16 protein-coding genes are annotated in these 22305 nt (G+C 66.5%); all 16 read right to left on the bottom strand.

The window, feature by feature from the left end; all coding sequences use genetic code 11:
- Window positions 1–409 precede the first annotated feature (409 nt).
- The 16 genes from E9536_RS11285 to E9536_RS11210 all read right to left on the bottom strand — a co-directional run bounded on the left by E9536_RS11285 (window position 410) and on the right by E9536_RS11210 (window position 22289).
- Window positions 410–616, bottom strand: a complete 207-nt coding sequence (locus tag E9536_RS11285; protein WP_136469865.1) for a hypothetical protein — start codon at window positions 614–616, stop codon at window positions 410–412.
- 124 nt (window positions 617–740) lie between these two features.
- Entirely contained in the window at window positions 741–2102 is a 1362-nt protein-coding gene (locus E9536_RS11280) for a virulence factor (RefSeq protein WP_136469864.1), read from the bottom strand.
- 174 nt (window positions 2103–2276) lie between these two features.
- Complete coding sequence (locus E9536_RS11275) at window positions 2277–5402, bottom strand: multidrug efflux RND transporter permease subunit (protein WP_136469863.1); 3126 nt, start codon at window positions 5400–5402, stop codon at window positions 2277–2279.
- A gap of 21 nt (window positions 5403–5423) precedes the next feature.
- The gene (locus E9536_RS11270) at window positions 5424–6785 is read right to left on the bottom strand and encodes a metallopeptidase TldD-related protein (protein ID WP_060357928.1); all 1362 of its coding nucleotides are present in this window, start codon (window positions 6783–6785) and stop codon (window positions 5424–5426) included.
- Complete coding sequence (locus tag E9536_RS11265; RefSeq protein ID WP_124544936.1) at window positions 6785–8236, bottom strand: TldD/PmbA family protein; 1452 nt, start codon at window positions 8234–8236, stop codon at window positions 6785–6787. Before E9536_RS11265 ends, E9536_RS11270 begins: the two co-directional genes overlap by 1 nt.
- Complete coding sequence (locus E9536_RS11260; protein ID WP_059682489.1) at window positions 8229–9872, bottom strand: dipeptide ABC transporter ATP-binding protein; 1644 nt, start codon at window positions 9870–9872, stop codon at window positions 8229–8231. Before E9536_RS11260 ends, E9536_RS11265 begins: the two co-directional genes overlap by 8 nt.
- A complete protein-coding gene (locus tag E9536_RS11255; protein WP_027787338.1) occupies window positions 9872–10984 on the bottom strand; it encodes an ABC transporter permease in 1113 nt (370 codons plus the stop codon). The genes E9536_RS11260 and E9536_RS11255 overlap by 1 nt, the downstream gene beginning before the upstream one ends.
- Entirely contained in the window at window positions 10938–11990 is a 1053-nt protein-coding gene (locus E9536_RS11250) for an ABC transporter permease subunit (RefSeq protein ID WP_136469862.1), read from the bottom strand. The genes E9536_RS11255 and E9536_RS11250 overlap by 47 nt, the downstream gene beginning before the upstream one ends.
- Before the next feature lie 13 nt (window positions 11991–12003).
- Window positions 12004–13857, bottom strand: a complete 1854-nt coding sequence (locus E9536_RS11245) for an extracellular solute-binding protein (RefSeq protein ID WP_136469872.1) — start codon at window positions 13855–13857, stop codon at window positions 12004–12006.
- Window positions 13858–14174: 317 nt separating this feature from the next.
- Window positions 14175–16973, bottom strand: coding sequence for a TonB-dependent receptor (locus tag E9536_RS11240; RefSeq protein WP_060084925.1), 2799 nt, complete (start codon window positions 16971–16973; stop codon window positions 14175–14177).
- Between the two features lie 316 nt (window positions 16974–17289).
- Window positions 17290–17865 carry a cupin domain-containing protein gene (locus E9536_RS11235; RefSeq protein ID WP_027787334.1) on the bottom strand — a complete coding sequence of 192 codons (576 nt, stop codon included), beginning with the start codon at window positions 17863–17865 and terminating at the stop codon, window positions 17290–17292.
- Window positions 17866–18181: 316 nt separating this feature from the next.
- Complete coding sequence (locus tag E9536_RS11230; RefSeq protein ID WP_136469861.1) at window positions 18182–19372, bottom strand: tetratricopeptide repeat protein; 1191 nt, start codon at window positions 19370–19372, stop codon at window positions 18182–18184.
- Window positions 19373–19388: 16 nt separating this feature from the next.
- Window positions 19389–19820, bottom strand: coding sequence for a biopolymer transporter ExbD (locus E9536_RS11225; protein ID WP_048022780.1), 432 nt, complete (start codon window positions 19818–19820; stop codon window positions 19389–19391).
- A 323-nt stretch (window positions 19821–20143) separates the two neighbouring features.
- Complete coding sequence (locus tag E9536_RS11220; protein WP_136469860.1) at window positions 20144–20566, bottom strand: biopolymer transporter ExbD; 423 nt, start codon at window positions 20564–20566, stop codon at window positions 20144–20146.
- Window positions 20567–20586: 20 nt separating this feature from the next.
- A complete protein-coding gene (locus E9536_RS11215) occupies window positions 20587–21504 on the bottom strand; it encodes a MotA/TolQ/ExbB proton channel family protein (protein WP_136469859.1) in 918 nt (305 codons plus the stop codon).
- Window positions 21505–21590: 86 nt separating this feature from the next.
- Window positions 21591–22289 (bottom strand): energy transducer TonB, encoded by a 699-nt coding sequence (locus E9536_RS11210; protein ID WP_136469871.1) that lies wholly within the window; start codon window positions 22287–22289, stop codon window positions 21591–21593.
- Between the last annotated feature and the right edge of the window lie 16 nt (window positions 22290–22305).

The raw sequence follows: 22305 nt of genomic DNA, 5'->3' as shown, positions 1-22305 counted from the left end.
CAGCCATCGCAGCCTCCGGCGCCGGACACCCGGCGGCCGGACAGCTTACGCGGCACGAAAGCGGACATTTCCATGTAGCCAAAAGCGGACATTTCCATCTAGCTACTACAACACAAACTACCGATAACTATGATTATGTAAAATCAAATTATGACTAATCCTATGGACGTTTATGTCACGTGCCTCGCCGTGATGAGCCTCGGCACCGTGATGGTACGCTACAGCGCGGCGCGATAGTCCAAGGTCGGAGTACGGAGGATCGCCCGGACACAGACTGTGTACGTCTCCAACCCGAATTACACCGCGCATGAAAGCCTCTGATCCAGGTTCGCGTTCGTCATAGATCCCGCCGCACAATCACATCGCACTTCCATCGTTATGACAATCCACGCGCGGTGGCCATATCGGTTCATTTGCGCGCTCTGAATGCGTTGACCACGCCCACGACGAACAGGACGAGTCCGACGAACACCATTAAAACGGGCACCGAGAAGACAAACGCCAACTGTGCATCGCTTTGAATATGCCACTGGTCGAACGCGCCAATGATCAGAAGAACAAATAAGGCAGCGGAAAGGCAAATCCCAGCGGCAACCAGCCCAACGCCCCACCCCATGAGCTGCTGATGGCGAGAGGGTCTATACGCTCCCGATTCCATAAAAATTCCCCACAACGAAAGCAAACGACGCGCGAATCAGTGGACCGCACGCCGCACCCGATCTATCGCATCATTCGCGTGCTCAGAAGCTGTAGCCTTGCCCGGATCGACTGTAATCGACATCGTGGCGCTTCCCCCACCAAGGCAGATAGGCACTACCCTCTCCGGCCGCGCGGAACCACGGTTTCTTTGGATCGACGGGATTCAGCTTCGCCGGCGGCACCACGACGACCGCCGTCGGGTGTTCGAGGTCTGTCGTGCCTGCCACGAGCGTATTGCCGCCGATATGGTTTGCGCGACCGATCGCCAGTGCTACGTCCGTCAACGCGGTACCTGCGCCCATCTCACCGAGGAGCGCCGGCGTGTTGAACGTCTGTTTCTTGTAGTCATATTCCGGCAGCACTTCGGTCAACGTCTGGGACAACGTACCCAGGCGAGCGGATGCGGCGTCGCTGCCCTTGCCCGCGTCGTGGACCACGTAATGAAGATCAGCCGTCGCCACCCCAGCATTGTGGGCAGCTTGTTCAATGGTCGATTTCCAAGCTTGGACTGCACGGGTCGTCCCGGACTTCTTTTCGAAGTCATTCACGTTGCCGACTGCGGCTCGCCCGATCCAGGCGAGCGGCTCTCGCCCCGTCGCAAAGTCCGGCCCGGTCAGAACGAGCAGCACCATGTTCTCGTCCATCTGGTTGTCCTTCGGTGGGAAGCTCGGCGCGTCCCAGTTCATCACCCATACGCTTTTATCGGGGTGCGCTTGCAGGTACTCAAGCGCACGATTCAGCGACGTGAAGCCTGCATTTGGACCACCTGGCGTGATGTGGACATCTGGCGGAGTGTCACTGTTCCACAGACTCGGTGCGGACTTATTCCCAATCTCGTAATAGTCGACAAACTGGTCGACGAGATATTTACGTGACTCTTCCGGATCGAGTCGCTTCTCGGGGATTGCAAACTCGATATGCGTACCTGCGAGTTCTCGCCAGCCTTTTCGGTCCTTCGAATGCACGTTGTAAAAGTACGCCGGGCTCATCACATAAATCTCAGCAAACAAGCTGAGAAGTTTGTCGACATATTTTTCGTAGAATCCGTCAAACGTCTCGCGCCCATCGTTTCCATACGCAACACCCGCGACCGGTTGAACAGTCGTGAAACTCTTCGGATCCTCCTTCACCATGTCGTCGTGCTCATTGGGCCCGACGAGGCCCATCGTCCAAAGCAATTGCCATTCGGTCGGATAGTCACGTCGTTCTAACGGATTGAGCCACGCCAGGCCGACGACTTGAGCGCGGAACGGCTGATTGGGTGCAGGTGCTGCCATCGCGACGCTGGCAGCTGCCCCAGTCGTGGCCAAAGCGACCTTTTCACCGCCGGATTTCCGAATTCCCGCCCAGAGCGCCAGCACGGCAACCACAACCAGGAGCGGCAACACAATCAATCGTTTCATCCATTCCTCAACCGAATTGCCGCACCGGGCGAGTAATACAGAACGTAGGACATGGTTTGAATCCGTCTCCTTGAATTCGAATTGAGCATCGCGCCGTCTGCGAGACGTCCGCACGACGATCGCATTCAATCAACGCAACGCACGAAAACCACCTGCCGGCACTGCGTGACTGCGTCACTCCCCCACCACCTCAGCCTGACGATCGTCGCGCGTCGCCACCGCCGCACGCCGGCCGCGTCGCCCGGCCGACGCCACGACACGAAACGCCACCGGCGCGAACACGAGCCCGAACACCGTCGCCGCCAGCACACCCCCGAACGCGCCCGTGCCGATCGATCGCCGGCTTTCCGCTCCGGCGCCCGTCGCCAGCACGAGCGGCACGACACCGAGCAGGAACGCCATCGACGTCATCACGATCGGCCGGAATCGCGCAGCGGCCGCATCGACCACCGCCTGCCGCAGCGGCACGCCATGAACGACCAGGTCGCGCGCGTACTGCACGATCAGGATCGCGTTCTTCGCCGCCAGCCCGACCACGGTAATCATCCCGACCTTGAAGTACACGTCGTTCGGCATGCCGCGCGCGAGTGCCGCCGCGATCGCGCCGATCATGCCGAGCGGCACGATCGTCAGCACGGACAGCGGAATCGTCCAGCTTTCGTACAGCGCGGCCAGCGCCATGAAGACCGCGAGCACCGACAACCCGACGAGCAGCGGCGTCTGCCGCGCGGCAACCTGCTCCTCGCGCGCCGCATCGACCCAGTCGAAGCCGATCCCGGCCGGCAGCGCACCGGCCAGCCGCTCCATCTCCGCCATCGCCGCGCCCGAACTCGTGCCGGTCGCCGCCCGGCCGCTGATGTCGAGCGATGGATAGCCGTTGTACCGGTTCAGCATCACCGGGCCGATCGTCCAGTGCGGCGCGGCAATCGCCGAAAGCGGCACCATGTCGCCGGTGCGGTTCGGGACGGTCAGCGCCATCAGTTGCGCGTCGGTCGCGCGCGCGACCGGGTCGGCCTCGATGATCACCCGCCGCATCCGGCCCGACGCCGGAAAGTCGTTGATGTAGTTCGAGCCGAACGTGCCGCCCAGGAGCCCGGCGATCCGCTCGAACGGCACGCCGAGCGCATACGCCTTCGCGCGATCGACATCGAGCTCGATACGCGGCGCGTCCGGCAGGTCTTCGAAATGCACGGCCGAGAGCAGCGGATCCGCCTTCGCACGCTCGGCAAGCTGCGCGCGGGCCGCCTTCAGCGCGTCGAGCCCGCCCCCGCCGCGATCCTCGAGCCGGAACGTGAATCCGTCGGAATGCCCGATGCCGCGCACCGAAGGCGGCAGCGCCGCCTCGACGTCGCCGTCGAGGATCGCGCCGAAACGCGCGTTGAGCCGGTCGCGCAACGCCATCGCGCCGACGTCGCGCTGCGCCCAGTCCTTCAGTTCCACGAACGCCATCCCGACGTTCTGCCCGCTGCCCGCGAAACTCCAGCCGATCACGCTCGTCACGTTCGCTATCGCCGGCTCCCCGCGCAGGATCGCCTCGACACGCTCGACGACCGCGAGCGTACGCGCCTGCGTGGCGCCCGCCGGCAACTGGATCATCACCTGCAGTTGCCCCTGATCCTCGGTGGGCAGGAAGCCGCCCGGCATCATCCAGTACAGCAGCCCGCACGCGATCACGAGTGCTGCATAGACGGCCACGACCATCCCGGTGCGGCGCACGGCGAACACCGCGACGCGGCGATAGCCGGATTCGGCGCGCGCGAAGGCCACGCCGAACCGGTCGGCCAGACGCGCGCCGATGCCGCGTCGCCTCGCCCGGCCGGTTCCGCCGCCGTGTCGCGCGACCGGCTTCAGCAGGTTCGCGCACAGCGCGGGCGTGAGCGACAGCGCCATGAACGACGACACCAGCATCGACGCGATCATCGCCACCGCGAACTGCCGGTAGATGCCGCCGACACTGCCCGGGAAAAACGCCATCGGCACGAATACGGCGGTCAGCACCGCGGTCACGCCGACGATCGCCCCGCCGATCCGCTTCATGGCCCGGCGTGTGGCGTCGCGCGGCGACACGCCCTCCTCCATCACGCGATGCACGCTCTCGACGACGACGATCGCATCGTCGACCAGGATGCCGATCGCCAGCACGAGGCCGAACATCGTGAACACGTTGATCGACAGACCGAACGCCCACATCGCGACGAACGCGCCCATCAGCGTGACCGGAATCACGACGGTCGGCACCAGCGTGTAGCGCAGGTCGCGCAGGAACAGCCACATCACGCAGAACACCAGCACGACGGCCTCGACGAGCGTCAGCACGACTTCGTGGATCGCGATCTTGACGAAATGCGCGCCGTCGAAGGGAATCTCGACCGCGACGCCCGGCGGCAGCGTCCGCGACAGCTCGGCGAGCCGTGCGCGGATCGCATTCGACGTTTCGAGCGCGTTGCCGCGCGGGCCGAGCTGGATGCCGACCGTCGCGGCCGGCCGGCCATTCAGCCGCGAATAAAACGAATAGTCGTCGCGGCCGATCTCGACGCGCGCGACGTCGGCGACGCGCACGGCCGAACCGTCCTGCTTCGACTTCAGCACGATCCGGCCGAACTCCTCGGGCGACGCAAGCTGCCCCTTGACCACGACCGTCGCGGTCAGCTGCTGGCCATGCACGAACGGCGCGTCGCCGATCGCCGCGATCACGTCGTCGGCGCCGAGATCGTATTCGCGCAACTTCACGGGATCGAGCCAGACCCGCAGCGCCTCGTCGGCATCCCACAGCTCGGCCGCGCCGACACCCGGCGCACGCTTCAGCTCGCGCAGCACGTAGCGGTTCAGGTAATCGCCGAGCTGCGCGGAATCGCGCGTGCCGTCGGTCGACGTCAGCGTGACGAGCATCAGGAACGTGTTCGCCGCCTTGAACACGCCGATCCCCTGCTGGACGACCTGCTGCGGCAGCCGCGGCTCGACCTGTTTCAACCGGTTGTTGACGTCGACGAGCGCGATGTCCGGATCGGTGCCGGGCGAGAACGTCACGTCGATCTCGAGGTTGCCGTGACCGTCGCTGCTCGTCTCGTAGTACAGCAGCCCGTCGGCGCCGTCGAGGCTTTCCTCGATGACGCTGCCGACGTCGGCATCGACCGTCTCGGTCGACGCGCCCGGATAAGACGCGGTGACCACGACCCGCGGCGGCGCCAGGCGCGGATACTGCGCGATCGGCAACTGCGGAATGGCCAGCACGCCCGCGACGACGATCGCGAGCGCGACGATCCACGCAAAGACGGGACGGTCGATGAAGAATGACGGCATCGGCGAGTATCGGCAGCCGCGCTACAGCGTGAGTTCGAACGCGCGCGCGAGCAGCCCCGGCAGCTGCGCGCCTCCGGTGGCGCGCTCGCCGTACGTGTCGTCGTTCGCGAGCAGCGCGGGCGCCGCGCCGAGCTGCTCGAGCTCCGATCCGAACAGCCGGTAGAAACTGTCGTCGAACCGCATCGCGTCGACCGGCGCGACGATGCGCCCGCCTTCGACCCAGAACGTCGCGAAGCGCGTCATCCCCGTCATCCGGCAGGCGATCGGGTCCGAGAAGTTCAGGTACCAGAGGTTGCCGACGTAGAGCCCCGTGTCGAGCGCGGCCAGCACGTCGGCATCCGCGAGCGTGCCGCCCGCGATCGTCAGCGACTGCGGCGATTCGCCGTTGTCCGCCCCGTTGGGCACACGCCCGTGCTCGCGCGCGGTGCGTGCGCTCACGAGCTGCCCTTCCCCCCGACCGCCGACGACGAGCGGCACGCTGTCGCGCCGGTAGCCGTCCGCGTTGAACGCCGGCGCGATGCCCAGCGAGAAATCCTCGGTGATCGACACGCGCGGATCGAGCGCGACCTCGCCGGCGTACAGGCGATGCAGCGGGCTGCGGGCGCTCGCCAGCGCACGCGCCGAAAAGCCGCTCCAGCCGAGCAGGCTCGTCATCTCGTGAACGGCGTCCGGCGCGAAATACGCGCGGTAGCGTCCGGGCGCAAGCGCCTTCGGCGTGCGGCCGAGCACGGGCAGCCGCGCGGCGGCCGCCTCGACGCGGGCGGCGAACGCCGCATCGCTCCAGTCGTCGCCCGCATAGGCGGTCTTGATCGCCCGTCCGCTCGGGTCGTACAGCGACCAGCTGAAGTTGAAGTTCTCGACCTCGTACCAGCCGCGGCTGCCGGTCGACGACGCGAAGCCGCGCGCCAGCGTACCGCCCGCGTAGAAGCCGACGAAATCGAGACCGCGCGCGCATTCGGCCACGACGCGCGCGAGCCCGTCCGCATCAGGCAGGCGCCCGGTGCGGTGCGTTTCCTGCAGCCACGACGAGGTATCGAACAGCAGGTGCGGATCGTCCGGCGCATCGCGCAGGCCGTCGCGCAGCACGGCCAGCGCCGCGGCCAGTTCGGGCAGGTCGGCCGCCGGATCGCCGCAGACGGTCAGCGCCGAGTGCGCCTGCCGCGCCCCGTCGACGAGCCGCACGGACAATCGCCCCTGCGTGACGCGCCCGGTCTGGCGAATCCTGCCGCCGTTGAAGCGGACGAAGTCGGACGTTTCGCTCGAGAAACCGAGCAGGACGGTTTCGGCCGGCGCCTTCAGCCGTTGCGCCTCGTCGGCGAGCCGGGTGAAATGCGCGTGCCAGTCGATTCCGGCGCGGCGTGCCATCGGTTCGAATCCCGTCATCACGCGCCTCCGAATACGTCGACATCGGCGAACACGCAGGCCGGCGCGGCGTGGCCGACCCGGATGATCTGCGCGGGCTCGCCCTTCCCGCAATAAGGCGTGCCGTAGATGCCGAACGTGCCCGCGTCGCCTACCGCGCGCAGGCTGCGCCAGAACTGTGCGGAGATGCCGCGGTAGTTCGGGCGCTTGACGACCTGCGTGAGCCGGCCGTTCTCGATCAGTTGCCCGAATTCGCAACCGAACTGGAATTTGTTGCGGTGGTCGTCGATCGACCAGGACGTGTTGGTGCGCATCAGGATCCCGTGCTCGGTGCCCGCGACCAGCGCATCGAGCGACTGGTCGCCGGGTTCGACGTTCAGGTTCGCCATCCGGTCGATCGGCGCGCGGTTCCAGCTCGACGCGCGCGAATTGGCCACACCCGGCAGGCCCGCACGCTGCTGCGACAGCGCCCCGCCGAGCAGCCGTTCGAGCACGCCGTTGCGGATCAGGTATTGCTTGCGCGCCGGCGTGCCGTCGTCGTCGAACGCGTAGGACGCGGCTTCGGCGGCCGGCTCGGGATCGAACGTGACGTTCAGCAGCGGCGAGCCGTACTGATAGTGGCCGACCATCTCCGGCCTGACGAAGCTCGATCCGGCGAAGTTGCGCTCGTCGCCGAGGATCCGGTCGAGTTCGAGCGGATGGCCGATCGACTCGTGGATCTGCAGCATCATCTGGTCGGGCATCAGCAACAGGTCGCGCCGGCCGGTCGGGCAGTTCGGTGCGGCCAGCAACTGCAGCGCCTCGTCGGCGACGCGCGCGCCGGCGCCGTCGAAGCCGTAGCGCGCCAGCACGTCGAGGCCGCCCTGCGCCAGCGTGCCCGATTGACCGAGCGAGCGCGTCTGCGTGTCGCCGTCGCCGTGGGCGACGGCGTGCAGTTCGGGCATCAGGAACCGGAACCGCTGGTCGATCCGGACGCCGTCGCTCGTCAGGTAACACTGTTCGGTGTCGACGATCATCACGCTCGCCGCGCGCTCGACGATGCGCGCGCCGAGGTTCGCCGCCGCGCATTCGTGCGCGAGACGCTCGATCCATTCCGCGCGCGACGGCAGTGCCGCGTCGACATCGGGCGACGCATACGTGCCGCTCGTCTGCGGGCGCGCAGCCTGGCGATGATCGACCAGCGCCCACGGCGCGCTTGCCCGTGCCCGCGCGGTCGCGATGTCGAGCGCCGCCTGCAGCCCGGCCGGGGATAGGTCGGGCGTCGCCGCATAACCCGCGCCCGTGCCGGCCCGGGCCATCAGCATCGCGCCGCGCTCGCGCGTGCGCGAGAACGGCTGCGCGACGTCGTTGCGCACCGCATGTTCGTCGATCGTCTCGTCGACGATGCGCAGCGACCAGAAATCGGCGTCGCTGCGCAACGCCTGCGCTGCCTGTACGGCTCGGGCGCCCGGCGCCCGGTTCTCGTCAATCATCGGTTCTCTCTTGCCTCTGCTGCGGGCCGTGCGCCGGCGCCGGCATGGACGACGCGAGCAGCGCCCGCGTATACGGATGGGATGGCGCGTGCAGCACGTCGAGCGTCTCGCCCTCCTCGACCACGCGCCCCGCCTTCATCACGATGACCCGGTGGGCCATCGCGCGCATCACCGCCAGATCGTGCGTGATGAACAGGTAGCTGAGTTTGTACTTCTTTTGCAGATTCGTCAGCAGATTCAGCACCTGCTTCTGGATCGACACGTCGAGCGCGCTCGTCGGCTCGTCGAGCACCAGCAGTTCCGGCTCCACCGCCAGCGCCCGCGCGATCGCGATCCGCTGCCGTTGCCCGCCGGAAAACTCGTGCGGATAGCGCAGCATCGCCTCGGCAGGCAGCCCGACCTCCTGCAGCAGCGCGGCGATCCGCGCCCGCCGCGCGTCGCCGGTCACCTGCGGCCGGTGCACGCCCAGCCCTTCGCCGACGATCTGCTCGACCGTCATGCGCGGCGACAGCGAGCCGAACGGATCCTGGAACACCACCTGCATGCGCCCGTACAGCGTGCGCCGGCCCTGCGTCGTGCGCAGCGACGCGAGCGGCATGCCGTCGATCTCGATCCCGCCCGATGCCGGCCGCTGCAAGCCGAGCACCGCCGACGCGAGCGTCGATTTCCCCGAACCCGATTCGCCGACGATCCCGAGCGTTTCGCCGCGCTTCAGGCTCAACTGCACGTCGTGCACGGCGCGGAACGTCGTCTTGCCGAGCACCGAGCGCCAGCCCTTTGCCGCGATGCGGTAGTCGACGGCGAGTTGCCGCACGTCGAGGATCGTCTGCGCGCCGGCGGCGACCGGTTCGACCGCCCGTTGCGGCGCGCTGTCGAGCAGCCGGCGCGTGTACGGATGCTGCGGCGCCGCGAACAGCCCGGCGGTCGTGCCGGTCTCCACCAGCACGCCCTTCTCCATCACGGCCACACGCTGCGCGAAGCGCCGCACGAGGTTCAGGTCGTGCGTGATCAGCAGCACGGCCATCCCGCGCTCGGCGGCCTCCCGCTCCTGCAACTCGATCAGCAGGTCGACGATCTGCTGGCGCACCGTCACGTCGAGCGCGGTGGTCGGCTCGTCCGCGAGCAGCAGCCGCGGCCGGCACGCCAGCGCCATCGCGATCATCGCGCGTTGCCGCTGCCCGCCCGACAGCTGGTGCGGAAAGCTGTCGATACGCCGCTCCGGCTCGGGAATCCCGGTGCGCCGAAGCAACGCAATCCCGCGCTCGCGCGCCTCACCCGGGCGCAGCCCCTCGTGCAGCCGCAGGCTCTCGGCGATCTGCTTGCCGATCGTATACAGCGGATTGAGCGCCGTCATCGGCTCCTGGAACACCATCGCGATATCGGCGCCGCGGATCCCACGCATCTGCTGCTCGGTCTTCGCGAGCAGGTCCTCGCCGTCGAACAGCATCCGTCCCGACAGCGTCGCCTGCTGCGCGAGCCGCAGGATCGACAGCGCGGTCACGCTCTTGCCCGACCCCGACTCGCCGACGAGCGCCACGCGCTCGCCGCGGCCGATCGACAGGCTCAGGTCCTGGACGGCCGCGTTCGCGCCGAAATGCGCGGAAAACCCGTCGATCTGCAGCAACGGTCTCGTCATCATCGCCCTCCGCCGAATGCCGAGCCGCGCGTGCGCGTGTCGAGCGCGTTGCGCAGCGCATCGCCCATGAAGGTGAGCAGCAGCAGCGTCACCACCAGCGCCGCGAACGCCGCGATCGAGATCCACCACGCATCCAGGTTGTTCTTCCCCTCCTGCAGCAGCTCGCCGAGGCTCGGCGTCGGCGGCGGCACGCCGAGCCCGAGGAAGTCGAGGCTCGTCAGCGACAGGATCGCCGCGCTCATCCGGAACGGCAGGAACGTGATCACCGGCGTGAGGCTGTTCGGCAGCACGTGGCGCCAGATGATCTGTGCGTTCGTCAGCCCCATCGTGCGCGCCGCTTTCACGTAGTCGAGCGCGCGGTTGCGCAGGAATTCGGCGCGGACGTAGTCGGACAGCACGAGCCAGCCGAACATCGACAGCAGCACGAACAGCAGCCACAGCGACGGCGTGAAGATCGACGCGAAGATGATCAGCAGGTACAGGTCGGGCAGCGCGCTCCAGATCTCGATCAGGCGCTGGCCGACCAGGTCGGTACGGCCGCCGTAGAAACCTTGCAGCGCGCCGGTCAGCACGCCGACCAGCACGCCCGATACCGTCAGCGCGAACGCCATCAGCACCGACAGCCGGAACCCGTACAGCAGCCGCGCGAGCACGTCGCGCCCGAACTGGTCGGTGCCGAGCCAGTTGCTGGCCGACGGCGGCGCCGGATACGGCCGCGACGCGAAATAGTCGATCGTGTCGTAGCGATAGCGGTTCGGCGGATAAAGCGCGAAATTGCCGTGCGACTCGAGTTTCGTGCGGATGTACGGGTCGAGATAGTTCGTCATCGCGGGAAAATCGCCGCCGAACGCGGTCTCCGGATAGTCCTTCACGATCGGGAAGTAATAGTGCCCGTCGTAGCGCACGATCAGCGGCCGGTCGTTCGACAGCAGGTTCGCGCCCAGGCTGAGCACGAACAGCACCGTGAAGATCACGAGGCTCCAGTAGCCGAGCGGCTGCGCGCGAAAGCGCAACCACGTGCGCCGCCACGGCGACGGCGAGGCCGCGCACGCCGCGCATGCCTGGTCAGTGGTCCAGGCGGTTGAACTGGATACGGGGGTCGACGAGGACATAGCAGATATCCGCGATGAGTTTGGTCAGCAGGCCGATCAGCGTGAACAGGAACAGCGAACCGAGCACGACCGGATAGTCGCGGCGGATCACCGAGTCGTACGACAGTTGCCCCATGCCGTCGAGCGAGAACAGCGTCTCGATCAGCAGGTTGCCGTTCAGGAATGCGCCGACGAACGCGGCCGGCAGCCCGGTGAGCAGCGGGATCGCCGCGTTGCGCAGCACGTGCTTCCACAGCACGTCGCGCTCGGGCGCGCCCTTCGCGCGGGCGGTCAGCACGTATTGCCGGCCGATCTCCTCGAGGAACGTGTTCTTGGTCAGGATCGTGACGATCGCGAAGTTGCCGACGACCGACGCCGTCACCGGCATCACGATGTGCCACAGATAGTCGAGCGCCTTTCCGATCAGCGTCAGGTCGTCGAAGTTGTCGGACGTGAGCCCGCGCATCGGGAACACCTGCCAGAACGTGCCGCCGCCGAACAGCATCAGCAGCAGCACGCCGAGCACGAAGCCCGGCACCGCGTAGCCGGCCAGCACCAGCACGCTCGTCACGGTGTCGAACCGCGACCCGTTGCGCACCGCCTTCGCAATGCCGAGCGGAACCGACACCAGGTACGTGAGGATCACCGTCCACATCCCGAGCGTGATCGACACCGGCAGCTTCGAGCGAATGACCGCCCACACGCTGCGATGCGCGAAATAGGACTGGCCGAGGTCGAGCGTCGCATAACTCTTCAGCATCAGCACGTAGCGTTCGAGCGGCGGCCTGTCGAAGCCGAACTGCTTGCGGATCTGTTCGATCTGCTGCGGGTCGACGCCCTGGCTGCCGTGGTAGCCGCCGCCTCCGCCGCCCGCCTCCCCGCCGCGCGCGCTGCCGTGGCGCAACTGCGCAAGCACCTGTTCGACCGGGCCGCCCGGCACGAACTGCGTGACCGCGAACGTGATCGTCACCACCCCGATCAGCGTCGGGACCATCAGCAGCAACCGCCTGAGTATGTATGCGAGCATCGTCGTTCCCCCGTCAGGCCGCCGGCATGGGTTTCGCCGCCGGATGCTTCACGTACCAGTAGTCGATGATCCAGTCTTCGTACTGGTAGGAATTCGGCACGATCGCCGGGTGGCCGAGCGTCGCCTTGTACGCGATCCGCGCATTCGGCAGGTAATACTGCGGGATCAGCGCGTACAGGTTAATCAGCACGCGATCGAGCGCGTGCGTGGCCGTCTCGAGATCGTCGAGCGTGTCGGCGGCGAGCGCCGCGCGGATCAGCGCGTCGACCGCCTTCGACTTCACGCCCGGATAGTTCTCGGATCCCGGCTCCGACGCGGCCGCGCTGCCGAAGCGGCGCGTCAGCTCCGCACCCGGGATCGTCACGGGCAGGTAGATGTACGTCGTCATGTCGTACTCGAAGTTGTCGAGCCGCTTCAGGTAGACCGCGCTGTCGATCTCGCGCAGGTACGCGTGGATGCCGAGCATCGCGAGCGCCTGCGTGTACGGCAGGATCAGGCGGTCCATGCCGGGCTGGTCGTCGATGATCTCGATCGTCATCGGCGTGCCGTTCGCGTCGCGCAGCGCGCCGTCGCGGTAACGCCAGCCGGCCTGCGCGAGCAGGTCGCGCGCCTGCTTCAGGTTCGCACGCAACGAGTCGGGCGGCAGCGTCGACGGCTGCCGGACCATCGGGCCGAACACCTCCGCGGGCAGCGTCGAGCGGAACGGTTCGAGCAACGCGCGCTCCTTCTCGCTCGGCATGCCGGTTGCCGCGAACGGGCTCGCCTCCCAGAAGCTGTTGGTACGGCGATACTGCCCGTAGAACATCATCCGGCTCATCCAGTCGAAGTCGAACGCCAGCGCGAGCGCGTGCCGCACCCGCACGTCCCGGAACATCGGCTTGCGCATGTTGATCAGGAAGCCCTGCATCTGCGCGGGGCCGTCAGGAAACTCGCCGCGCTCGAGCATGCCGTTGCGGAAGTTCTTGCCGACGTACTTGCGCGCCCACTGCGTCGCGCTGTATTCCATGCGCGCGTCGATGTCGCCGGCCTTGAACGCCTCGAGCGCCGTGTACTGATCCAGGTACAGCTTGAACGACACGCGCGCGAAGCGGAACATGCCGCGTCGCGACGGCAGGTTCGCCGCCCAGTAGTGCGGGTTGCGCACATAGACGATCTGCTTGTCGTTCTTGCGCTGCTCGATCAGGTACGGGCCGCTCGCGATCGGCGGCACCGTTGCGATCTGGTCGAACGGCGGCCGCGTGCCGTCCGCACGCTGCCCCCACTTCGGCGAGAACACCGGCAGGTCGCCCGCGATCAGCGCGGCGTCGCGCTCCGCATGCTTGAACTCGAAGCGCACCGTGTGGCCGTCGACGACCACCGCACGCCTGATGATCGAGAACTGCGCGTTGTACAGCGGCGAGGCCTGCGGGCTCGTCAGCGTATCGAACGAATACCTGACGTCGGCCGCGGTGACCGGGTCGCCGTTCGAGAAGCGTGCCGCCGGATCGAGGTGGAACGTCGCCGACAGCCCGTCGGGCGCGACCTCGACGTCGTCGGCGATCAGCGCGTATTCGGATGCGAGCTCGTCCCAGCTGCGCTGCATCAGCGTGTCGAACATCAGGTTCTTGATGTCCGGCGCAGGCGAGCCGCGCACGAGAAACGGGTTCAGCGAGTCGTAGCTTTGCGCTTCGTCGTAGTTTTCGAAATCGAGCGTGCCGCTGTCCGGCGCATCCGGATTCGCGTAGTCGAAATGCGTGAAGCCCGGCGGATACTTCGGGTGGTCGTATTGCGAGATCGCCGGCACGGCGAGCGCGGCCTGCGGCATGACGCCGCCCGACACGAGCCACGCGGCGCACGCAAGCAGCGCGGCGCGCGTGGCGGCACGCATCCGCGCATGCGTGCGCTTCAGGCGCTTCAGGTGCGAGTGGCGCGGCACGCGTGCCCGTCGCCCATTCAACAGTCTCATGGTCAGTCTGTCCGGAAGCGTGCGGGCGCGCTGCCTGCGCACGGTCGATGCCTGTGCCGGACGCCGCATGCCGGCCGCGTCCCGCGTGGGGTTCGTGCTGTACACGATCGGATCAACTGCGCCGCCGCGCGGCCCGGTTGCGGGACGTCGTGGCGCCAGGCGAAAAAAGGCCGCCCCGAAAAGGGGGTAGTGGACGTGGAGCGGCCTGTCCAAAGCCTGTCAGCGCATAACGATCGCCGTCAGAACTTGTACGTCGCGCCGACCTGCGCGAACCGGCCGATGTATGAATACACCGACGTGTCGTACCCGCTCTGGTCCAGCGTGCCGTTCGCGAAGATCGGGTCGTACGGCGGCGTGCGGTTGAAGAGGTTGTTGATGCCGCCGTAGATCGTCCAGTTCTTGAAGCCCGTGTACGTCATCATCAGGTTGAACTGGCTGTACGAGCCGACCTTCGACGGCGCGGGCGCCGGCAGCAGGTTCTGCGCGTACGGGCCCGTGAACTGCCACGTCAGCGCCGCATCGAACTTCCGGTAGTTCCAGTCCAGCGTCGTGTTGCCGCGCCAGCGCGGGAAGCTGCCGCCGAACGGCTGCGTGATCGTGAAGTTGTTGCCCGCGCCGTTGACCGGCGTGCCGCCCGGGAAGCCGATCTTGTAGCTGTTGATGTACGCCCAGTCGCCCGACAGCGTGACCGTGCCCCAGCCCTTGAGCGGCAAGCCCTGGCGGAACGTGCCTTCGAAGCCGTTCGTGTCGAGGTAACCGAGGTTCTGGTACGGAATCATCTTGTACAGCAGCTGGCCCGTCGTCGGATCGGTCACGACCTGCGACGGCGCGCCCTGGCCGATCACGTTGTCGATGCGGATCTTGTACCAGTCGAAGCCGAGATCCGTGTAGCGGCTCGGCGATACCTGGAAGCCGATGTTGAAGTTGCGCGTGCGTTCCGGCGCGAGGTTCGGGTTGCCGACGGTGATCGACGTGTAGTTCTGGCCGGTGGCCGGATCGACCTGGATGCCGAGCGTCTGCGACTTGCTGTCCTCGACGAAGGTCGGCGCGCGGAAGCCGCGGTTGTACGACGTATACAGCGTGAGGGCCTTGATCGGCTGGTAGCGCAACGCGAAGCGCGGCGAGAAGGCACCACCCACGTCCGTGTAGTGGTCATAGCGGCCGGCCTGGCTGAACGTCAGGTTCTCGAGGATCGGCACGTTGATCTGGTAATAGACGGCCGCGACGTTGCGCTGGCCGTTCACCGTCTCGAGGTCCGGGGTAACGACCGCCCCGCTCAGGTATTCGGAGCCCGGCGTCAGCACTTCGCTCTGGTGCGTGAACTGCGCGCCGAAACCGATCCCGACGTCGCCGGCCGGCAGATGGAACAGGTTCGGCGTCGACAGCGTCGCATCGATCGTGTCGAGCTTCGAGATGCCGAGGTTGTTCGCTTCCTGGAACAGCCCGTTGAACGCGTTCGGCGTCGCCGCCGGGTTCGCGAAGTTCAGCGTGCCGTTCTGGTAGATGTTGTTCAGCGCGTTGACGTTCAGCTGGTTCGTGAACACGTTCGACACCGTGCTCTGCGAGTGGCTGACCGACGTCGCCCAGTCCCAGTCGCCGTACGGCAGCGTGAACGACCCCTTGATGCCGGCGGCCGCACGCCAGTAGTTCGCCCAGGTCTTCTGCGCGACCGTGTTCGGAAACGCGTAGGTGAGCGGCGTGGCCGCGCCCGTCGTGTTGTACGGGTTGCTGACCGGTACCGTGTAGTTGAACGGCGACAGCAGCTTCGTCTGCGGATTCCAGACGAGCGCCGGGTTCTGCGGGTTGCCGATCACGTTGTTCCACAGGCCGTCGTTGGTCGTGGTCGTGTTGTAGCTCTCGAGGAAATCCGCGAACGCGGTCGTCTTGTCGTCGATCTTGAAGTCCCCGTGGAGCTTTGCGTTCAGGCGCTCGGTCATCGGCAGGATCGACGTGCTTTCAGCCGTGTTGTACGCGCAGATCGTGCCCGGCGATCCGGACGACAGCGAATTCGACGCGGCCTGATGGACCGAGCCGCCGAACGGACAGCCCCCGCTCAGCGCCTGCGCGACACCACCGGGCATGTTCCAGTACGACGGCGCGAGCAGCGAGAAGCCGCCCGGCTTGCCCGTGAAGTCCTGGTTGCGCGTCGAATCGCGATCGGCCAGCGTGAAGCCGTTCGACTTGTAGTAGCTGAGCGCGGCCGTCACGTTGAAGCGGTCGGCGTTCAGGTCGCCGAAGCCGCCGAGCACGCCGAACTTCGTCGTGCCGTCGCCGTTGCCGGCATTGATCGCGCTGCCGAGGCTGCCGTCGAGCTGCAGGCCGCGGAAATTGTGTTTCGTGATGATGTTGACGACCCCGCCGATCGCGTCCGAACCATACTGCGACACGGCGCCCGTCTTCACGATTTCGATCCGCTCGATATCGTTGAGCGGGATCGTGTTGAGGTCGAAGAACGAGTCGACGCTGTTCGAGAAGAATGCGTAAGGTGCGACGCGCTGGCCGTCGACCATCACGAGCGTGTACTTCTCGGACAGGCCGCGCAGCGCGATACCGGCCGCGCCGGCCGCGAAGTTGCCCGATTGCCCTTCACCCCAGCTGTTCGCCGAGTTGGCCGCCGCATCGCGCAGGAAGTCGGTGACGGTCACCGCGCCGCTGGCCTGGATTTCCTTGGGCGTGATCGTCTGCACCTGCTGGAAACCGGTCTTGTCGGCCTGCCGGATCAGCGAACCCGTCACTTCGAAGCGCTTGATCTGCGCGACCTTGCCCTGCCCGTTCGCGCCGGGTGCGGCGGGCGTGGCCTCTGTTGCGGCGCCCGCTGCCGCGTCGGGCGCCGCGGCGCCCGTGGCAGCGGCGGCATCCGGCGTGCCGCCCGCCTGTGCAACGGTCACGGGCGCGCCGTTCGCGACCGCATCCGCGATCGCGACGGCGCCCGGCGCCGGCTGGCTCTGGGCAAACGCCGGCGGCACCAATGCCGCCGTCAGCGCCAGCTCCGCCCAGACTATCCTCTTGATGGCCAACGCCAAAACTCTCTGCTTCATCTTGTTCCCTCTCGCTCGTAGTAAGACCCCACCTGCTGCGCGCCGGAACCTTGTGAATTCCTTGCGCGTCCTGGGTGACCGTGTAACGGAACCCGCGATTGCCACGCCTTCGATTGCCACGTCTTCTACCGCCACGACTCGAACGGCTCGGCTTCGGGGCACCAGCACCATTCAGCATCACCGTCATTTTCTATTTTGATTCGCCATACTAAACACCTACATTGAGCGCATTACCTGCTTCCTGCCGATTCGACCGGCATCCGCTACCGATCGGGTACCTCTCCTTCCTGACGGCCCGCCGCGCCGGCCGCCCTTGCTAGAACAGCCTGGGCGTGCCGACCCAGACGATCACCGCCTCTTCGTCGGCCGTGTTGCGCCATGCATGCGGCATCGTCGACTCGTAATGCGCGGTATCGCCCTCGTTCAGCGTGAACGTGCAATCCTCGAGCGTCAGCGCCACTTGCCCGCGCAACACATAGACGAACTCCTCGCCCGCGTGCGTCGTCATCTCGGACGACAACTGCCCCGCCGGCATCCTGACGAGGATCGCGTCGAGCTTGCGGCCGTCCACCAGATTCGTCAGCCGGGCGAACCGGCTGGCCGAGTTGGTGAACTGGAAATACTGCAGCGCATTGCCGCGGCATACCGAGCGCGCCTCCGTCGGCGTGTCGATGAAGTACTGCATCGTCACGCCCAACGCCTTTGCGATCCGGACCAGCGACGTGATCGACGGCGTCGCCCGCCCACGCTCGACCTGCGACAGGAACGGCTTCGAAATGCCGGCGATCGTCGACGTTTCGTCGAGCGTAAGTTTCAGGCGCTGGCGCAGCGCCCGGATCTTGTTGCCTAGCGACACGGCGACGAGCACCGACTCATCAGGGGGCAAAACCATGGAAAGACGGACCCTCGCAGTCGAAATCGGTTTGATGTCGTCAAGCCTCGACCGATGCCATGACGCGACCGGCCCGGCGCGATACCCGGCTGCACGCTGTCGCGGCGTGCACGCCACGCGTGGTGCGGCGCGGCACCCGCATCGAGCGGCCTCGCCGATCCCGCACATTTCATTCGGTTTACTAATCAACAAGGCTGCCCCTTTTCCCTCGGCTGACCTGCCCTTCATGCATCGGTGCCGTCTGATCGGAGCATCGATTTCCGCTCACCGACCACGCCCGCTCCCGCGCCGCGAGCCGTCGTGCCCGTGCGTTGCGTTAGCGGGATGCCACCACTGTCCAGAGCCGTGCGAGGTCGGCGGAACCGTCGGTGCCCTTGACCGTGCGCAGCACCTGGACCGCCCGCGCCTTCTGACCGGCCACGTAATACGCCTCGCCGAGCCGCAGTCGCGCCGCGTCCGGATGCTCGAGTCCGCCCTTCGCGATCGCCTGCTCCATCATCGGCAGGCCCTGCTGCGCCTTGCCTGCGAAGACGAGGTTCATACCCGCGTCGATCGGCGAAGCCGGCGTCGCGGCTTCCCCGCCCGACTGCGCGCGCTTAGCCGCGAGCGCCTGCAGCCGCTTCTCGCGATCCGCCTGTGCGTCCTTGCCGAGTACGCCGGACGCGAACCCCTGGTCGATCACCTGCTTGCCTTCAGCGGGCGACCCTGCCACCAGCGCGAGTTGCGTCATTTCCATGTACGCGTCGGCTGTCGCGAGCGAGCCCGTCGCCCGGCGCAACCGGTAGATGTCGAGATCGAGTGACGGCAGATACCCCGGGTTGCCGCGAATCGCCGTGACCATTTCGTCCCAGTACGCGGGGCTCGGGTGGTAAGCCACCAGCAGCCCGAGCGCACCGCGATACGCGTTGCCGTCCTTCACTTTCTGCGCGCAGGTCGCAAGCATCTGCAACTGCCCTTCATCCGGCGCGTGTCCGCCGTTCGCCTGCGCGTCGGTGCTCGCTTTCAACTGGCTCACGAGCGGTGTGCAATCGTTCGACAGGTAGTACGACTGCGTGAGCAGCGTGCGCATTTCCGGATCGGATCCGCCTGCCTTCAGGTAACGCTGTGCAATCCGGATCGCCAGCGGGTAGTTCTTCTGCTGGAAGTAGATGCCGGCCAGTGCCGCCGTGGTCCGCTGCTCGTCCTCGCCCGACAGCCGCCCCGAGTTCAGCACGGCCTCGTAGGCCTGCGCGGCCGTGCCGGAATCGCCTGCCGCCATCGCGGCCGCGCCGCGCATCTCCTCCACCATGTAGGTTTCGTACGGCGTCCGGTTCGGCACGGCCGCCGCCTGGGCGATCTTGCCCAGTGCATCGCGATACTTGTGCGCCCGGTACAGGTCCTGTGCGGCCGCCAATGGCTTTGCCACGTCCGGCCGCAGCGCGTCCGCCGGTAATGCCGGGCGTCCGAGCAAGCCTGCCGCGCCGAGCGCCGCCACCGCCATCATCCGTTTCCATCGTCGCTGGTTCATCGGCTCGTCCGTGTCGTCATTGCATGAACTGTTCGTTACCGATCAGGCCGATCTTGGTCGCGCCCACGCGTTGCGCGGACGCGAGCACGGCGGCCACGTCCTTGTACGGCACCAGCTTGTTGGGGCGCAGGTGGATTTCCGCCTGCACGGGTTCCGCCGCCACCTGGGTCAGTTTCGCCTCGAGCGCCGTGCGGTCCGGCACCGGTGCGCCGTTCCACGTCGTCGTGCCGTCGAAGTCGATGTCGATCTGCACGATTTCCGGCGGCGTGGCCGGCGGCGGCGGGTTACCCACCGGCAGGTCCATCTTCACCGAATGCATCTGAATCGGGATCGTGATGATCAGCATGATCAGCAACACCAGCATCACATCGATCAGCGGCGTGGTGTTGATATCGACCATCACTTCCGGTTCGGCATTGCTTCCGCCCGAAGGCACATTCATTCCCATCGTCGACTCCTGTCGATCAGCGTTAGTGCTTTAGCACTTACGCTGATCCCATGCTTCGCGGTCGATCAGCGTTCGTGCTTTAGCACTTACGCTGGTCCCATGCTTCGCAGTCGATCAGCGTTGGTGCTTCAGCGCTTACGCTGATCCCATGCTTCGCGGTCGATCAGCGTTGGTGCTTTAGCACTTACGCTGGTCCCATGCTTTGCAGTCGATCAGCATTAATGCTTCAGCACCTACGCCGACCCCATGCCCCAAGGCCGACCAGCGTCAGTGCATCAACCCCAGCCGCCAGCCCGCCCTCTCACCAAGATTCCCGTCCACGACTAGCCGCCGCGCGCGGGCGGCTCCGTAATGAACGACAGTTTCGCAATCCCCGCGCGCTCGCACATCGTGACCACCCGGCCGATGAACTCGTAACGCGTGTTCTGGTCGCCGCGCACGTGGACGCTCGGCTGCGGCCGTTGCTGCGACACGTCCTTCAGCTTCGCGAGCAGTGTCTGCGCATCCACCAGCTGTTCGCCCCAGAAGAAGTCGCCATCGCGGTTCACCGCGATCTCGATGCTCTTCGGCGTCGTCTGCAGCGGTTGCACCGTCTCCTTCGGCAACTGAAGCTGGATCGTGTGCGTCACGACCGGGATCGTGATCAGGAAGATGATCAGCAACACCAGCATCACGTCGACGAGCGGCGTCGTGTTGATGTTGGCGATCACCTCGTCGCTATCGTCCTGCCCGACGTTCATGGCCATCGCGCGTCTCCGTCGGCCGGTCAGTTCGCGAGCGACGCCGCGGCCGGCGACGAGGACGCCGCGCGTACCGGGCGCCGATTGCCGGCCAGCAGCACCGTGTGCAGTTGCGCGCCGAAGTTGCGAACCCGCTCCATCACCGACTTGTTGCGCCGGACCAGGAAGTTGTAGCCGAGCACCGCGGGCACCGCGACGGCGAGGCCGATCGCGGTCATGATGAGCGCCTCGCCCACCGGGCCCGCGACCTTGTCGATCGACGCCTGGCCGGCGATGCCGATGGCGGTCAGCGCGTGATAAATCCCCCAGACCGTGCCGAACAGCCCGACGAACGGCGCCGTGGAGCCCACCGTGGCCAGGAATGCGAGCCCGTCCTGCATCCGGTTCGACACGTTCGTGATCGAGCGCTCGACCGATACGTCGATCCACGTGTTGCGGTCCACGGCTTCAAGCAGCGCATCTTCATGATGCTCGCCGGCCTCGATCGCCGTTTCGGCGATGAACCGGAACGGTGACGCCTCGTCGAGGAGCCTGGCGCCCTCGGCTAGCGACGGTGCGGACCAGAGCTGCGCATCTGCCAGTTTCGCGCGGCGGTTGGCGCGCAACTGTTCCAGGAACTTCGTGATCATGATGTACCAGCTCCCCATCGACATGATCACCAGCAGGATCAGCACGAAACGGGCGACGAAGTCGCCGTTCTTCCATAGCGCGCCGAGCCCGTACGGGTTCTCGACCGCTTCCGTCGTGGCCGGCGCGGGCGGCGGAGCCGGTTCGGCGGCGGCCGGAGCCGTGGCCGGTACGGCAGACGGCGCCGCGGCCTGTGCCGCCGTGCCGGCCGCGCCGCTTGCCTGCGCATGGGCGAGCTGCGGCGCAACGAACCCGTCGACTGCGACGACGGACATCAGGATGCTTGCCGCCAACGCGGCCAGTGAACGCTTCGTCATACCCCACTCCAGTTATTTCGGTGAACTTAATACGGCAGTTCGTGATGGTTTTTCCCGACCCGGTTCGCGCCGGGCCGCCCACTGCATCAATTCAGATTGAACGAGAACGGTACCTGGACCCGCACCGACTGGCCCTGCGCGACGCACTTGAATCGTTTTACGGTGTTGTAGGCAGCGCGATCGAGGACCGGATCTGCCGACTGCGCCACGCGCTCGTTCGTGATGTTCCCTTCCGCATCCACGACGAATTCGATCGTTACGTCACCCGTGATGTTGTTTTCCTGCGCTTCCTTCGGATACTGGATCGACGCGCGAAGCGCGTCCGAATTCGGGCAGACGACACCCACGTCATGGCTGACGGGCTTGGCCGGCGCCGGGGGCGCCACGACCGGTGCCTGCACGGCCGGCGCGGAGGGTACCGGGGCCGACTGGTGCGTGATCGTCGCCTGCGGCGGCGACTGCACCGGCACTTCCGGCGGCGGGACGAACGGGGGCGGCGGCGGCGCGAACTTCGGCGGCGGGAGTTTGACCACGGGCATCGGCGGTGGCGGCGGCGGCTTGACCGGCTCGATGATGCGGGTTTCGATCGGGTGCTGGATCACCTGCACGACTTTCGTCGCCAGGCCGTTGAGCAACGCGTAGATCAGCACTGCATGCAGCACCAGGACGATTCCGACGCCGCCGAACCGGCGTACCGGATTCTGTTGCTTCTTGCCGAACTCTCGCGGACGGCCCAGCGTAGCCAGTCCGCTGTTCGACGTAACCAGACTTTCTTCGACTTTCATGCCCACCATCCATCCC

Origin of the sequence: Burkholderia sp. LS-044 (assembly GCF_004803625.1) — a bacterium.
Classification (GTDB): domain Bacteria; phylum Pseudomonadota; class Gammaproteobacteria; order Burkholderiales; family Burkholderiaceae; genus Burkholderia; species Burkholderia cepacia.
Note: the sequence above shows the minus strand (reverse complement) of the source record. Positions and strands in the feature narration are given on the sequence as shown.